The organism is Streptomyces sp. SID14478 (assembly GCF_010548525.1).
Lineage (GTDB): Bacteria > Actinomycetota > Actinomycetes > Streptomycetales > Streptomycetaceae > Streptomyces.
This window is the reverse complement of the sequence record NZ_JAAGMG010001184.1, coordinates 15,550-31,260: the sequence shown is the minus strand read 5'-3', so window position 1 is coordinate 31,260 and position 15,711 is coordinate 15,550. Positions and strand designations below refer to the sequence as shown.

The window sequence follows — 15,711 nt, the reverse complement described above, 5'->3', positions numbered from 1 at the left end:
CCCGGCCGGCCATTCGTCCGCCCTCGCCCGCCCGTCCCTCACCGGAGGAGTCCATGACCTCGTCCCCCACTCCCCCGCGCCGCTCCACCGGGCCGACGCCCGGCTGCTGCACCCCCGGCCGCACCCAACAGGCCCCGCAACCGGCCCTCTTGGCAGTACCGGCACCGAGGAAGGAGCGGCCGCGACACGAGGACGTCGCGCTGCCCGGCGGGACCTTCGCCATGGGCGACGCGTGCGACGAGGGCTACCCCGCCGACGGGGAGGGCCCGGTGCACCTGGTCGACGTGGCACCCTTCTCCATCGACGCCACCCCCGTGACCACCACAGCGTTCGCCGCCTTCGCCCAGGCCACCGGGTACCTGACGGACGCGGAGCGCGCGGGCTCCTCCGCCGTCTTCGACCTGTTCGCCCTGGCGCGCCCTCACGACATCCTGGGGCGCTCCTCCGCCGCACCGTGGTGGCTGGAGGTGCGCGGTGCCAACTGGCGCCACCCCTACGGTCCGCTGGGTGACGCGGATGCGCTGGGCGAACACCCCGTCACCCACATCAGCCATTACGACGCGCTTGCCTACTGCCGCTGGGCGGGCCGCGCCCTGCCCACCGAGGCGCAGTGGGAGTACGCGGCCCGCGGCGGACTCGCCGGGCGGCGCTACTCCTGGGGTGACGACCTGATGCCCGGTGGGGAGTTCCGCTGCCGTATCTGGCACGGCGACTTCCCCACCCGTCCCACCGGCGCCGACGGCTGGTTCGCCACCTCACCGGTGCGGACCTACCCGGCGAACGGGTTCGGGCTGTACGACGTGGCCGGCAACGTCTGGGAATAGTGCGCGGACACCTTCGATCCCCGGTGGTACGCCCGCTCTGCGCGCCGCGATCCGGTCGGCCCGCCCTCCGGCGGACAGCGGGTCCTGCGCGGCGGCTCCTACCTGTGCCACGACAGCTACTGCAACCGCTACCGAGTGGCCGCCCGGACGGGCAACACCCCGGAGTCCACCAGCGGCAACTGCGGTTTCCGCACGGTCTCGGTCACCGGGCGGAAGCCGTCGGACGGCCATGCGGTGCGCGGCGCCTGAACGCCCTCCCGTCCACGTCCCCGGCGTGGGTACGGCGTATTCGCCGGGGAGGACCAGATGGCCGGTCTGCGCTGAGCGGCGCGCCTCGTCCTTCTCCTCTCCACAGCCATGGGCACGTCAGCTGGCGGCGTGGCGCGGTGCGTCCGGCAACGGTGAGCTCGTCACCGGCACTCGAAAACTGCGCCCTGAAGATCTGGACCCGAAGGTCCGTGACCTGAGGGCGGTCACACCGCAGCCGTCATGCGTCCGGGGAGCCCAGGGCGGGTGACGCCGCGAGCACGGCGGCCAGCAGGCACGCGGCTCCACAACCGGCCAGGAACGTCCCGGCTCCCCAGGCCGCCGCGACCAGCCCCACGAGCGGCAGCAGGAGCGGGCTCAGTCCCAGGGTGCACAGCGAGGTGACCGAGGTGACCCGGCCCACGTAGTCGGGCGCGGTCCACCTCTGCAGCAGGGCATGTCCGAGGATCATGGGCACGCCGCTCGCCGCCCCGAGGGACGCGCACAGGGCGACGGCAGCGCCGGGTCCCGGCCGGGTGAGGCCGAGCACGGCGACGAGCACCGCGGTGCCGCCCAGGCTCGCGGCGAGCAGGACGCGCGGCGCGGGCACGTCCCGTACGACGGTCAGCGCGACGCCCACCACCGCGCCCGCCACGCTGAATGCGGCGAGCAGCAGCGACAGCACGCCGGGGCTCCAGCCCCGTTCCTCGGCGAGCAGCACGAGGGCGGCACCGACCGGCCCGCTGAAACACATCTCGCCGAGCCCGATCACGGCGACGAGCCGGACGAGCCGTCGCCGGGACGCCAAGTACCTGATGCCGTCGCGCAGTTGCGACCACGCTGACGCCTCGGTCCGGGCCGGGGCGCCGGGCACCCGCAGTGCGACGAGCAGCACCAGCGACACCGCGAACAGGGCGCCGACACCGACGAACGCCCCGGCCGCGCCACTCGTCGTCAGCGCAAGACCTGCGGCGAGCGGACCGACGGTGTTGCCGAAGCGCACCGCCAGTGACCGCATGCCTTGTACGCGCGTCAGCTGGTCCGGCACCGTCAGTCGCGGGGGCAGCGCGCCCACGGCCGGCATGAACAGCGCGTCCGCCACGCCGAAGCAGACGGCGAGGACACAGAGCACCGCCACGTGCGCGCCGCCCGCGAAGGCGGCCGCCGCCACCGCGAGAACGGCCACGCAGCGCGCCAGGTCGCTGCCGATGAGTGCCCTGCGCGGCCCGAACCGGTCGGCGAACACTCCCCCGCCCAGCATGAGGACGGCCCGGGGCACAGCGCCCGCGGCGAGCACGAATCCGGCCTGCGCTGGCCCGGCTGTCGCGACGGCGGCCCAGGTCAGGGCGGTCATGTAGACGACGTCGCCGGTGACGGACGCGGTGTAGGCGCCAAGCCAGCGCAGCACGTTCGGGTCGCGATGGGCGAGTGGCGCGGGAGCGTATGCCGGCGTGGTCACGGCTCGGACACCCGGTCGGCGGGGAACGCCTGGTACTGCACGGTGGCGGGCACCGCACCCGGCGCGGGCTCCTTGTCCCGGTAGCGCGCGACGACGGCAAACAACTCGCTTTTCAGGGCGTGGAGTTCGTCGGGTGTGAGGCGCACGGTGAAATCGGTGAACGCGGACACCGCGAACCACTCGTCGGGCATGCCGGGCACGGCCTGCGCGGCGGCCCTGCGCAACCTCTCCGCTGCGGCGAGGACCACGGCCTGCGTGTAGGCGCGCCCTTCAGGACCGCCTCGTTCGGCGGGGTCGTGCTGCGAGGTGCGGTGCAGCGCCCGCCACCACCGGTCGCGCCGGTTACCGCGGTCGACGTCCTCCTCGATCAGCCCGCCGGCCGCGAGACGGCGCAGGTGGTAGCTGGCGGCCCCGGAGTCCAGCTCGAACCTGCGGGCCAACTGCCGTGCGGTTGCCGGACCTTGGTCACGCAGTTCGTTGAGGAGGGCGAGGCGCATGGGATGGGCCAGGACGCGCAGCGCAGCGGTGTCGAGGGCGAACTCCCCTTCCGTCGACGGTATATGAGGACGGTCTCCGGCAGATTCACTCATGAACGCGACCATAGACAGGGAAGAGTCGTTCGGGAAGAGTTCTTCGCGAACAACTCTTCCCGAACGACTCCTCTCGCGCTGCACCGCCGCGCCCTGAAGGCCCTGGTACACCCTGTCGACCTCGGCGGCGGGACCAAGGACCGATTAGTCAGGCGAATACAGAGCACTCGTCTCACGCCCGGGATGAGCGTCTCCGCCTACGACGGGCCCGCACCGCGCGCCTCGCTCCACCGGAGGCTGATGCCCGACGCCCTACTGCCGATGGCCCCGGACCCAGGCCCTACGAGAAAAGGGGCGCCCTCGGCGCTCCCCACGGCCTCACAGCCGAAGCCGTCTTCACCGCCGGCGAGCACACGCCCGCCGACGCGGGCTGAAGATCACGACCCCGGTCCAGCCGGACACACTGCCACCCCTGCCTGCCGTTCAGGCACCACAGAAGACGGTGAACTCATGCTCAAACCGGTGATCCACACCGAGCGCTCGCACCACAGAACCACCCTCATCCACCACGCGGGCCTCGTCCAACACGGCAAGCCGGTCGCACCGTTGGCCATGACCATGCGCTACGACGCCCATGATCCCTTTGCCGTCCGCATGCGGCTGCAGATGCTCGGCGCCGACGCACTGTGGACACTGTCACGCGAGACACTGTTGCTGGGCCTGCACCGTGCCACGGGCCGTGGCGACGCGACGGTGTGGCCCGTGCGACGACCGCACCACCACCCGCTGCTACGCCTGCGCCTGGGCCCTCCCACGCATTGGGCCGTTGTCCAGACCGAGCGCCGTGCGGTCGCGCACTGGCTGCGCATCACGCTGAAGCTCGTCCCCCAGGGAGCAGAAGGATCCCATCTGAACTGGGACGAATTCCTGGATCCCTTGCTCGGCAAGAGCTGACATCCCTGAGCGGACGACGTAGCGGACGACCTATTCGACCGTGCGAGCAAGAATTCCGAGCGAGGCGCGCAACCCGGCCTCCGGGATGACCGGGAAGATGCCGGCCTCACGGTATTTGTCGTCGATCTCGCTCCAGTCGTAGTACGACGTGGCAAGGGTGCCCGACTCGCTCGGTTCGAGGCGGTACCCGTACAGGTGGCGGATCGGCGGTTGGATGGTGCCCGAGATGGTCCATTCCAGAAGGGCGTCGGGTTCGTAGCGCGTGATGATCACAGTCACGTCGTAGCGGCCCATGGGAAGGTCCCCCAGCGCCTCCCGGTCCATGTGCACAAGGAACTCGTCCCCCACCGCACTCACGGGATCGCCCTCCGCGGACTGCAGCATCCCTGAGCTGTCGATGCTCACGTGTCCCTGCGGGGATCGCAGCAGTGCAAAGATCGCCGATGGGGATGCGGCAATCTGGCGCGTGACTTCAAATCGGTCTGTGGTCATGCCTCACCCTTACATGCTTGATCCCGTCAGGCTGAGGCACGGTCGGTGCCTACCGCCGCAGGGCGGATGCTCCCGGCATGCATCGCTTCCCCATGGATGGGCACTCAGACGGCAGGCCTTCTGTTGGCGAAGCTCCGGAGTGGCGACAGGGCCCAGGCTCTCCTCGTTCGGACCGTGAGCCAAGGGAGCCGCTCCATGGAGCCGTGTCGGCTTCCGTCGCTGTGTTGCAGCGTGCCCGATCAGGGCGGTCCTTCTGCTTCACCTGTGGCGAACGCCCGACGGCCGCACAACTGCCGCTCGAGTTCCGTGTAGATCTCCGCACAGAGCCAGCCGGAAGACCCCCAGTCCACCAGCGACTGGGCGACGAGACGCACTTTGATGTTCGTGTGCATGGAGATCTCTCGCAGCGCGTCCCACGCTTCGGCGGGCGACAGGTGTCCAGCGGCAATGATGACACCGAGCGCCTGATCAATCACCGCATGAGAGACGAGCGCACTCTTGAGCTGAAGGTTCTCCTTCTCCAGCTCCTCCGCCTTCGCGTGCAGTGCCGCCACAGCGTCAGGCTGCCAGGAATCCAGGATCAATTCATCCCTCCGAAGCGCGGGCCACAGCTCCGGGGGCAAGGGCGCTACAGCAACACCACATGTCCTCGTACTGTGTGCCTGACCACGCCGGATCGCAACCCCCGCCAAACCTGCGCCGCCGCCACCAGCGAGACGACGGCGACGCCCTCGGACCCGCTGGTCAGCCGTCGCCTCCGTGCACAGATCGCGCAGTGGTGAACTGCGGTGACGGGTCGGCCGGTGCGTCCGTTGCGCCGCCTCCTCGACTCCCCCGCACGGCGAGCTCGCGCCGTCTAGTGCGCGGCCTGCCCGAACTCGGCGTGCCGCGCCCGTATGTCGTACAGCCCACGGCCGTCGGAATCCCCCCGCGGAAGCACCGTCCGCCTGGCCTCTGCCCGTGCCTGCGCGAGCAGCTGTCGGAACTCTTCCTCCGTCACGGTCCTCGCCTCCTGGCTCGACGTCCTCCACAGGTAATCCGGAGCCGACCGCGTGCCGGATGTGCGTCAGGACGAACTCCTACGATCGGGATCCCCCTGCACCCCCGCTCGCCGCCGGCGTGGTGGCCGTGTGCGAGCGCCTCGGTGTCACCGAGCCCTTCTGCACTCTTGCGGGAGGTGGCGTGGGCGGAGGTCATTCGACGCGTGCGTCCCTCCACGTCAGAGTCGCCCGGCAGTCCTGGCTGTCGGTGCGCTGTGCGGCAAAGGTGACCTGGCCGCTGTGGGCCGATGCGGTACCGGTGACAGGCACAGCTGTGGTGTCCCCCGTGGTGCCGGAAGCGATCTGGCGACCGGCTGCGGTCAGGGTCCATTCGACGCGTGCCGCGCACTGGTCCCCGTTCTTGATGCCGAGCGTCCCCCGCGGTTTTTGGCTGGGATCGGAGATGTCGAGCCAGAACGTGGTGCTGATCTCTCCGTCCAACGGGATGTCCCATGACCAGTAGGCGGGGTCGCAACCGGTCTCCATGTTGCAGGCCTTGCCGTGCTCCGCAGGCCGGTCGCCCATGGCGTAGTCCATGCCGGGAATCCAGTCGAGGGAACTGCTCATCCACAGCGGAAGGAGGACACAGGCTCCTGCACCGGCCGACCACAGCACTCCTTGCTGCCAACGCGTGTACGGGTAAGCAGCGATGCGGGAGAGCGTCTTGGGGATCGTCAGCACCAGCACGTCGCCCGGCCTGCCCGCTGCGGACTCCGCCGGATTCCCGCCGGCACCCGCCAGGTCGAGGGCGTCTGCCGGTGCCTCCTGGTGCAGGGCGTCGACCTGCCGGCGCAACACGGTGACTTCCTGTTCCAGCAGCCGCGCGGTGTCCCGCAGGCTTGCGCGCTCTCGCCGGCTCTCCTCCAGCTGACGCTCGGTGTCCTTGACGTAGTCGGCGGCCGCGGTGAGCTGACGGCGCAGCCGGCCGTTCTCCTCGTGAAGTGCCTGTGCTTGCCCGGCTGTTCGGCGAGTCTCGTCCAGGTCCTGGTGGAGGGCAGCGAGGTGGGCCTGCGAGGCTTCGAAGCGGCGGCGATCGGTGCCCGCCCTCTCATCGGCTTCCCGCAATTGCGCGCGTACAGCGGCGAGTTCATGTTCCAGGAAGGCCAGGCGGTGATGAGGGTTGTGGCTGGCCTTCATCACCGCCAGCCATAACGCGCGCAAACCGGTCTGCTCCGCCTCTGCCAGCGGGAGGCCCACAGCCCTCCGTACCGAGGCCAGGCAGTCGATGAAGTCGACCGGAGCCACCCGGTCACCCGACAGGAAGCGCGACACGGCCGTGTAGTCGAAGGGCACGTCCTCCCGGCGCGCGAACACCCGCAGGGAGTCAGGGATCAACTGGTAGACGGCACGCAAGCCGTCCCCGTACGCGGCACTCGCCCGCTCGTACTCCCCGTCGGCACCGTCGGCGTCCACCCGGCTCCCCTTGTCTCTCGCTCCCCGTCAATGCGGACCTTCGGGGGCACATCAGTCTTCCGACAGACCGCGGCCAGACAAAATCGATCATGCGGAAGAAGTCGCCGAACCACGGGTGTTGCTACCTTCCGCAACACTCTGAACTGCAGGAACGGTGGACGTGTCAGTCATCCACGAACACGAGGGGCAGCCCCCAACTGATGCACTGGGACCTCCTGGAGGACTTCCTCCTCCACGACCTCACCGGCAACGTCGCCTCCGCCCTGTTGACCGCCACGGTCCTCGCCGCGGCCGGCAGAGTCCGCTCCGCCTACAGGCACCGCCGCACACCCCACGCAGGGTGCGCCCGGAGCTCGGCAGGATCGCTCATCGGCCGTAGGGAAGGTGCCGCCAATCGGCGCCGGAGACCGTCACCGCCTGATCGGCAGCGACGATGACAGGCGCCGCCGGCGTGGAGTATTCCGATGGAGCGGACCTTCGCGGCGCCCCGGGCCGCGCGCTCGCTCTGCGAGGCCGGCCGCGGTCAGGGCTCCACCTCAGCACCACTTGTTGCCCTGGTGAAAGGGCACGGTGAGGGGCGGGTGCCCGGAGTCGGGTGCCCGCCCCTCATTTGTGCCGGTGCGACTCAGCCCTGGGCGGACTCCTTGAGTTTCGAGCCCGCGGAGACCTTGACGCTGTAGCCGGCAGGAATGGTCATCGTCTCGCCCGTGGCGGGGTTGCGGCCCTCCCGCTCAGCGCGGTGGGTGCGCTCGAAGGTCAGGAAGCCCGGAATGGTGACCTTCTCGTCGCCCTTGGCGACGATGTCGCCGACCGTCGCGGCGAACGCGGTCAGCACCGCGTCCGCGTCCTTCTGGCTCACCTCGGCGCGCTCGGCCAACGCGGCCACCAACTCAGTGCGGGTCATGTCGGTACTCCGAATCACAGATGGGACATCCCGCTCCGTGCGGGAACGGGCAGATCACGTCGTCGGTACTTTCACCGACAACTGGCAAGTCACCACGCCCCCAGGCTGCGACACCGCGGACCGGGCACGTGGTCACCGACCGTCGGGCAGCCGGCACCTTTGCGTGAGGGCCTCGTGGCTCGTCACGGATTCTGCCGGCCCAGTTGGGCCAGGGTCTTGCGCAGGGCGCCGACCGTCTGCTGGGAAGGACGCTGCTGTTCGCCCTGCAGGGCGTTGAGGACGAGGAGACCGGCGGTCAGCGACGGCACCACCCATTGCATGACAGCCAGCTGACGCTTCGCCTGCTCGACCCCGACGGGGCCCTCTTCAGTCGTCTCCTGGTCCTCCTGCTTCTCCGTGGCCGCGAGGTCGATCTTCTTGCCGAGCATCCTCGTGTAGACCGTGGCGCCGAGCGCCGCCCCGGTCAGGGCGCTCTTGGCCGCCGTGGCCCCCGCGACGCCCTTCTGGCCGCGCACGCGCGCCCTGTTGGCCACCAACAGGCCTGTACCGCCCACGAGATGAGCGCCGATCGCGGCAGCGCCCAGCGGCGCCCACTTCGCCCAGCCCACGGACGCGATCCGCGCCGTGCCGACGTCGGTGACGCCTTCTTGCTGTGCGGCGCCGTTGACGCCGACGGCTCCCATCAGGGAGCCGCCGAACCAGGCGGCGAGTCCCATGTCATGTGCGCTGCGAAGCAATGTGTTGCGTTCGGCCATGATGATCCTTCGGCTGGGAGGTGCTCCCGGTTCCGAGTGCGTGCGAGGACCATGCGCGAGGACACGGAGGTAACAGCCGTCCGCCGGAGCGGAGGCGACTGACGACCATATGGTGCGGTGCCCGTGCCGTCTCGATGGTGGTCGCTCGGACCGTGAGAAGGTTCGCCGGGGCTGGGGCTCCCGCCCACCCTAGGCCGGGACGGCTCCTGTAGTCACTCGTCAGGCGATGGCTTTTGCGCCGATTCGTGGGACGTAGGGCAACAGGCACACGCCCAGGGGTCGTTCGAGGCGCCTGCGCCGAGGTGCATGACGTCGGCACAGCCAGTCGTCACCCGGCGGCACGCGTCGCGCCCGCGCCCTGGAGGCGCGGGCTCAGGCGCCGACGTGAATCCCGGGGCGGCGGGACGGGTCGGGTTCGTTGCGGCGGAGGATCTCGCGGGTGACGGGGGCGGTGTCGCCACGGCCGAGGAGGAAGTAGCGCAGCATGTGCCGGACCGGGCTGCCTTCCGCCCAGGCGAAGTAACAGTGCGGCCGTACGTCGGTGACGTCGCGCAGGGCGAGGAGGACCGCGGCGATCGCGTTCGGGGCCGCCGGCGCCTCGGCCCGCAAAACCCGAAACCCTTCGATCTCCACGCCACGCACAGTGAGGGTTTCGCTGAAGTCCGACGGGTCGACCACGTCGATCTCCAGGAAGAGCACGTCGGCTCGACCCGGTACCGGGTTCATGCCGCGCTGTTCATGCTCCTTCTCCAGGTACTCCGCCCCGTCGCCCGCCTCACGGCGGTTGGCGATGACGTTGATGGAACCGTCGTAGGACAGGGTGTCCGCGATGAAGCGGCGGGCCGCGCTGTCGAATTCGAGGCGGTCGGTGCGCAGTTCGGTGGTGCGTGCGACGCGGGAGACCAGTGACACGGCGATGATGCCGGCGATGAAGCAGCCGGAGATGGCGAGGCCGTCGGGCTTGTCGACGACGTTGGCGACCAGGGCGTAGAGCAGGACCGCGGTGAGCAGGGCGAAGCCGACGGCCGGGACGCGTCGGCGGTGGCGGGCGGTGAAGACGGTGACGGCGAAGGCTCCGGAGACCATCATCGCCAGGATGCCCGTGGCGTAGGCGCCGGCCTGGGCGTTGACGTCGGCGCCGAAGGCGATCGTGATCACGATGCACAGCGCGGTGTACACGAGGACGACCGGCCGCACCGCGCGTCCCCACTCGGGAGCCATGCCGTAGTCGGGCAGGTACCGGGGCACGATGTTGATCAGTCCGGCCATGGCGGAGGCGCCCGCGAACCAGAGGATGAGGATGGTGCTGAAGTCGTAGACGGTGCCGAACGCCTCTCCGACATGCGCGTGCGCCAGATAGGCCAGAGCCCGGCCGTTGGCCCCGCCGCCGGCTTTGAACTCCTTGTGCGGGATGAGCACGGTGGCGACGAAGCTCGCGGCGAGCAGGTAGACGCTCATCAGCACCGCGGCGGTCGTCAGCAGGCGGCGCGCGTTGCGGACCCGCGCACGCAGGCGCTCTTCGGGATCGTCCCCCTCCGCCGCGATCAGCGGCGTCATGCTCACGCCGGTCTCGAAACCCGAAAGACCCAGCACCAGAAGCGGAAAGGCCAGTAGTGCCGGGCCGGCGAGACTCCCGATCCCGCCGCCACCGTCGGTGAGGTCACCCGTCCAGGCCGAGAGGGCGCCCGGTGTGGTGAACACCTGGTAGAGACCGACCCCGATGACGACGGCATTGAGCAGAAGGAAGACGGCGACCAACGGGATCGCGATTTTGACCGCTTCGCTGAACCCGAGGAGGAAAACGCCTCCCAGCACCAACAGCAAGGCGACCGTGAGAACGACTTGGTGCCCGTGGAGCGCGGCGGGGAAGAAGGGATTCTCCACCACGTGCACCGAGGCGTCCGCCGTGGACAAAGTGATCGTGATGATCCACGAGGTTGCCACGAAGCCCAGCAGGACCAGGACGAACAGCTTGCCCCACCAGAACGGCAGCAGGTCCGCCAGCATGGCGACCGATCCCGCACCGTGGGGGCTCTCCTTCGCCACCCTGCGGTACATCGGCAGCATCCCCAGCAGCGTCAGGGCCACGATCAGCAGCGTCGCCAACGGCGAGACCGCCCCGGCCGCCAGCGCGGCGATCGCCGGCACGTAGGCGAGGCTGGAGAAGTAGTCGACGCCCGTCAGGCACATCACCTTCCACCACGCCTGCGAGTCGGCATGCACGTCACCGGCCGCCGGGCCCATCGGCTGCACCCGGTGCCGCAGCATCCACCGTGACATCCGACCCGATGGACGAGCCCGCTGTGTCGGACTCTCCACCGTCTTCGGTATCACCGCCGCACTCACCTTTCCCACCCGACACACGCCCCTTCATGCCTGCCCGTCCTACGTTCCAAACGGGCTTCGCCGTGCGGCTCCGCACGGTCACTGAGCGGCCGGTTGCCCCGCATGCCTCGCGGCACTCAGGTGCGGGGAGAGCCTTTACCCGACCCGTACCCAGGGCGGACGCCGAGGGCCCGGACGGGCGAAGGGGTGAGGTGGTCGTGGCGCGCGGCAGGCGGTGACCGGCAGGTCGGGGCGAGCAACAGGCAACGGGCTCAACCCCCGTGGGTCTGGGAAGTTGAGCCCGATGCGTGAGCTGAACGCCGTCTACGAGGACACCACCCCGGACCGACTCCGGGGCTCCGCACTGTGTCCCGGCCGCAACCGACGGGCGGACCCGTTGTCAGTCGATGGCCTGGTAGAGCGTGGTCCAGAAGTCGCTCATGGCGCGCGGGGAGTCCGGGGTGGACAGTCCGACCTGGGTCAGCAGCACTCCGGTGAGCTGGTTGGTCCGGTCCGCGTAGGCCGTGGTGCCCGTGCCTCCGAACCAGCCGAACTGCCCGATGGGCGCGTAGTCACTGAGATGGGTGCGCACCGACATCCCGAAGCCCCAGCCGCCGTGGGCCCCCTGGCCGGACGACAGGTGGGCGACGTTGCTGAACATGGCATCGCGGGCGGCCAGTTGCTTGGGCGAGAGGCGGTTGGTGGTCATCAGCTCCACGGCCGCCCGGGACAGTACCCGTTGGTTCTGGTGCATTCCGTGGTTGAGCAGCATCTGGAAGTAGGCGTGGTAGTCGTCGACGGTGGAGACCAGCCCGCCGCCGGCGCCCTGGAACGCGGGGGGCGCGCTGGACCGTCCCCCTTCCGCCTCGTCCCACACCAGGAACTCGCCGGTCTGCGGGTCCGGCCCGTACAGGGGCGGCAGACGGTCGATCTTGTCGGCGGGCACGTGGAAAGCGGTGTCCTTCATCCCCAGCGGATCGAGGACGCGCGTCCGCAGGAACGTCTCCAACGACTCTCCCGCGACCCGGGAGACCAGTACGCCGACCACCTCGTTGCTGAGGTCGTACTGCCACCGCACTCCGGGCTGGTACTGCAGCGGCAGTTCACCCAGACGACGCATCCACTCGTCCGGAGCCGGCGCCGGCCCGGACCCCACGCTGTAGTCGAGACGCTCGAAGGTCGCGGCCCTGATCGGGGATGCCATCGACTCGAAGTCCACGCCGAGCCCGAACGTGGAGGTCAGCAAGTCCCTTACGGTGATCGGCCGGTGAGCGGGCACGGTGTCGTCCAGCGGCCCGTCCGGCCGCTTCAACACCTGCCGGTCGGCAAGTTCGGGAAGCCACTGATCCACCGGGTCGTCCAGCCGCAGCCGACACTCGTCGAGCAGGACCATCGCGGCCGCCATCGTGACCGGTTTCGACGTGGACGCCATGCGGAAGATCGTGTCCCGGCGCATCGGCGCGCCACCGTCATGACGCATCGTCCCGATGGTTTCGACGTGCGTCTGACCGCCGCGGCTGACCAAGGCGACGAGGCCGGGAATCTTCTTGGACTCAACATGGCCCGCCAGCACCTCGCGTAGCCTGCGCAACCCCGCGTCGGAGAAGCCACCGCTGCTCGTTCCCATGCTGAATCTCCTGTTCACCTGAGTATTTTGGGAGGAAGCCCCGCCCATGAGGCCAGGGAGGGATCCAATCGCCCTGCTGCGCACCGGAGTTGCACAGCATCCTCGGCTAGGGACGGACTTGTGCAAGAGGAAGCATCAGAACGTGCTGCGACCAGTGCGGTCGCGTGAGGTGCCGTCGGTGCGAGCCGCTTCGCCCGGACACTGACCGCAGGACGCTCGCCCCCGTGCGCCTGATACCGCTCCCCCTTGCTCCATCCAACAGGGCCGATTCATACGCAATCTGCCGGCCGTTCCCGCAGGTAACGATCAACCCTCCGCAGATAATAGGCACGATCAGGCCAACCACGGCCAGGATCATGCAACTTGCCAAGGAAACGCTCCCGTCGGCGCTTCAGCCGGGCGGCCGACAGGGCTCGCGCCGGCCACAAGCCGTACCGATGGAACGTCCCGGGCACAGGCTCAGGCGTGGACATCGCCGGGACGGGGTCCGTCACGAGCCGGCAAGGCGGGGTGCCAGGTAGCGGGCGGTGGCACTGCGCCTGGACTTGGCGATCTTTGTGGGCGGCCCCGTCGCGATCACCTTGCCGCCCGCCGACCCGCCACCTGGACCGAGGTCGATGACCCAGTCCGCGGCGGCGATCGTGTCCAGGTCGTGTTCGACCAGGACGACGGTGTTCCCGGCATCCACGAGCCGGTGCAACTGCCGCACGAGCAGCGCGATGTCCGCCGGGTGCAGACCGGCTGTCGGCTCGTCGAGGAGGTAGAGGGCATGTCCCCGGCCCGCCCGCTGCAACTCGGTGGCCAGCTTGATGCGTTGCGCCTCGCCTCCGCTCAGCTCCGTCGCCGGCTGCCCCAGTCGCAGGTACCCCAGACCTACGTCCTTCAGCACGTCGAGGCTTCGGACGGCGCCCGGGACATCGGCCAGAAAGACCGCCGCCTCGTCCACCGACAAGGACAGGACATCCGCGATGTTCATGCCCCGGTACGTCACTTCGAGCGTCTCGGCGTTGTACCGGGCACCGTCACAGGTCGGGCAGGGAGCGTACGTCCCCGGCAGGAAGAGCAGCTCCACCGAGACGAAGCCCTCCCCTTGGCAGGTCTCGCACCGCCCCTGCGCGACGTTGAAGGAGAATCGCCCTGCCGTGTAACCACGCTTCCGCGCCTCGTCCGTCGCCGCATAGAGCTTGCGCACCGCGTCGAACATGCCGGTGTACGTCGCCAGGTTGGACCGGGGCGTACGGCCGATGGGGCGCTGGTCGACGCGGACCAGCCGGTCGAACGACTCGACGCCCGAAGCCTCCTGCACATCGACCTCGAGCGCCGCCTCGTCGACATCCTCGTCGGCGACCCCGAGGTGGCTGCGGACCACCTCGGCGAGGACCTGCGCGACCAGCGTCGACTTCCCGGATCCGGACACCCCCGTCACCGCCGTCAAGACGCACAGCGGCACGTCCACCGACATGTCCTGCAGGTTGTGGCGGGTGACGCCCCGCAGACGCAGCCAGCCCTGCGCCTTGCGCGGCCGGTGGGCCGGCGGCTTCTCCCTCCCGAACAGGTAGCTGCCGGTGACGGACTTTTCGACCTGTTCCAGGCCGGGGACCGGACCGCTGTAGAGCACGCGGCCGCCTCCCTCCCCCGCACCGGGCCCGATGTCGACGACCCAGTCCGCCCGACGCACGATGTCCATGTCGTGCTCCACGACGAACAGCGAGTTTCCCGACTTCTTCAGCCGGTCGAGGACGTCGAGGAGCGGCTCCGCGTCGGCCGGGTGCAGCCCCGCGGAGGGCTCGTCGAGCACGTAGACGACACCGAAGAGCCCGGAGCGCAGCTGCGTGGCGATCCGCACGCGCTGGGCCTCCCCCGGCGACAGCGTCGTCGAGCGGCGTCCGAGGCTCAGGTACCCGAGGCCGAGACCGAGCAGCACGTCGAGGCGCGCCACGACATCGGCGCAGATCCGCACGGCGACCTCGCCCCGCTCCCCCTGGAGCTTCGCCGAAGGGGCGGCGGAGGACTCGGACAGCTTGGCTACGGGACGCAGCAGCGCGGCGGCCCGGGTGAGCGGCAGCGCGTTCAGCTCAGCGATCGTGTGCCCGGCAAACGTGACGGCGAGCGCCTCCGGCCGCAGTCCGCTGCCGTGGCACTCGGGGCAGGGCACGCTCCGCACGAACCGCAACGCCCGCTCCCGCATGCGCTCACTCTTGGAGTCGGCGAGAACGTGCATGACGTGTTTGCGGGCGCTCCAGAACTTGCCGTAGTAGCCGTAGTCGACGCGGTCGGCCTCCGGCTCGATGAGGACGGAGGGCTGCTCGTCGGTGAACAGCAGCCACCGGCGGTCCGCCTTTTTGAGCTTGCGCCACGGCCGGTCGATGTCGATGCCCAGGCCGCTGACGATGCTGCGCAGGTTGGCGCCCTGCCAGGCGCCGGGCCAGGCGGCGATCGCGCCGTCCCGGATGCTCAGCGTCGTATCGGGGACCATGAGGTCCTCGGCGACGTCGTGCACGACCCCCAGCCCGTGACAGTGCGGGCAGGAGCCCGCCACGGTGTTGGGCGAGAACGACTCGGCCTCCAGCCGTGGGGCGCCCTTCGGGTAGGTGCCGGCGCGCGAGTAGAGCATCCGCAGCAGGTTGGACACCGTGGTCAGGGTCCCGACCGTCGAGCGGGAGCTGGGCGCACCGCGTCCCTGCCGCAGTGCCACCGCCGGCGGCAGGCCCGTGATCTCCTGCACGTGCGGAGCCCCGACCTGTTGGAGCAGCCGGCGGGCGTACGGCGCGACGGATTCGAAGTACCGGCGCTGCGCCTCGGCGTAGAGCGTCCCGAAGGCGAGGGTGGTCTTGCCGGAGCCGGAGACACCGGTGAAGACGACCATCGCGTCCCGGGGCACGTCGACGTCGACGTCCCTCAGGTTGTTCTCGGTCGCACCCCGGACGTGAACGAAGTGGTCAGTCGCGTCGTTTTCCACGAGTCGCCCCTACCCGGCACCGCCGAGCTGCTGTCGCGACTGCCACCAATGCCACGCGTGATCACTCTGGTGAGCACGCGTGTGCCCTGCATCAGGCGCCAAAAATGCCCCGTCGGACGCCGAGGTGGGGCGCTCGCCAGGAGTGGGGGGTGAGCGAAGGTACCTCGGACGACCCGCCCGGGA

Annotated in this window: 11 protein-coding genes and 1 pseudogene; 2 read left to right on the top strand and 10 right to left on the bottom strand. The window is 69.8% G+C overall.

Translation table 11 applies throughout. The features are described 5' to 3' along the window. Positions 1-53 precede the first annotated feature (53 nt). A pseudogene (locus G3I40_RS37460) lies at positions 54-1,073 on the top strand (formylglycine-generating enzyme family protein). A gap of 238 nt (positions 1,074-1,311) precedes the next feature. Here the strand turns inward: G3I40_RS37460 and G3I40_RS37455 are convergent. Together G3I40_RS37455 and G3I40_RS37450 are read right to left on the bottom strand one after the other, a co-directional pair. Further along, positions 1,312-2,529 (bottom strand): MFS transporter, encoded by a 1,218-nt coding sequence (locus G3I40_RS37455; protein ID WP_164559275.1) that lies wholly within the window; start codon positions 2,527-2,529, stop codon positions 1,312-1,314. Next, positions 2,526-3,119: a helix-turn-helix domain-containing protein gene (locus G3I40_RS37450; protein ID WP_164559274.1), complete on the bottom strand. Its 594-nt coding sequence runs from the start codon at positions 3,117-3,119 to the stop codon at positions 2,526-2,528. Before G3I40_RS37450 ends, G3I40_RS37455 begins: the two co-directional genes overlap by 4 nt. Before the next feature lie 450 nt (positions 3,120-3,569). On the opposite strand from G3I40_RS37450, the gene G3I40_RS37445 reads away from it, so the two are divergent. Then, on the top strand, positions 3,570-4,013 hold the full coding sequence (locus tag G3I40_RS37445; RefSeq protein WP_164559273.1) for an SsgA family sporulation/cell division regulator: 444 nt from the start codon (positions 3,570-3,572) through the stop codon (positions 4,011-4,013). Between the two features lie 30 nt (positions 4,014-4,043). On the opposite strand, the gene G3I40_RS37440 is transcribed toward G3I40_RS37445, so the two are convergent. From G3I40_RS37440 to uvrA, 8 genes are all read right to left on the bottom strand, one after another. Further along, positions 4,044-4,505, bottom strand: a complete 462-nt coding sequence (locus G3I40_RS37440; protein WP_164559272.1) for an SRPBCC family protein — start codon at positions 4,503-4,505, stop codon at positions 4,044-4,046. 239 nt (positions 4,506-4,744) lie between these two features. Beyond that, positions 4,745-5,059 carry an ANTAR domain-containing protein gene (locus G3I40_RS37435; protein ID WP_164559271.1) on the bottom strand — a complete coding sequence of 105 codons (315 nt, stop codon included), beginning with the start codon at positions 5,057-5,059 and terminating at the stop codon, positions 4,745-4,747. A gap of 639 nt (positions 5,060-5,698) precedes the next feature. Further along, a complete protein-coding gene (locus G3I40_RS37430; RefSeq protein WP_164559270.1) occupies positions 5,699-6,958 on the bottom strand; it encodes a hypothetical protein in 1,260 nt (419 codons plus the stop codon). Between the two features lie 625 nt (positions 6,959-7,583). Further along, positions 7,584-7,862, bottom strand: a complete 279-nt coding sequence (locus G3I40_RS37425) for an HU family DNA-binding protein (protein ID WP_164559269.1) — start codon at positions 7,860-7,862, stop codon at positions 7,584-7,586. 182 nt (positions 7,863-8,044) lie between these two features. Further along, positions 8,045-8,617 carry a hypothetical protein gene (locus G3I40_RS37420; protein ID WP_164559268.1) on the bottom strand — a complete coding sequence of 191 codons (573 nt, stop codon included), beginning with the start codon at positions 8,615-8,617 and terminating at the stop codon, positions 8,045-8,047. Positions 8,618-8,989: 372 nt separating this feature from the next. Continuing rightward, on the bottom strand, positions 8,990-10,897 hold the full coding sequence (locus tag G3I40_RS37415; protein WP_203645463.1) for an APC family permease: 1,908 nt from the start codon (positions 10,895-10,897) through the stop codon (positions 8,990-8,992). A 445-nt stretch (positions 10,898-11,342) separates the two neighbouring features. Next, entirely contained in the window at positions 11,343-12,569 is a 1,227-nt protein-coding gene (locus G3I40_RS37410) for a serine hydrolase domain-containing protein (RefSeq protein ID WP_164559266.1), read from the bottom strand. 490 nt (positions 12,570-13,059) lie between these two features. Next, a complete protein-coding gene (gene uvrA, locus G3I40_RS37405; RefSeq protein WP_164559265.1) occupies positions 13,060-15,528 on the bottom strand; it encodes an excinuclease ABC subunit UvrA in 2,469 nt (822 codons plus the stop codon). Positions 15,529-15,711: the final 183 nt, after the last annotated feature.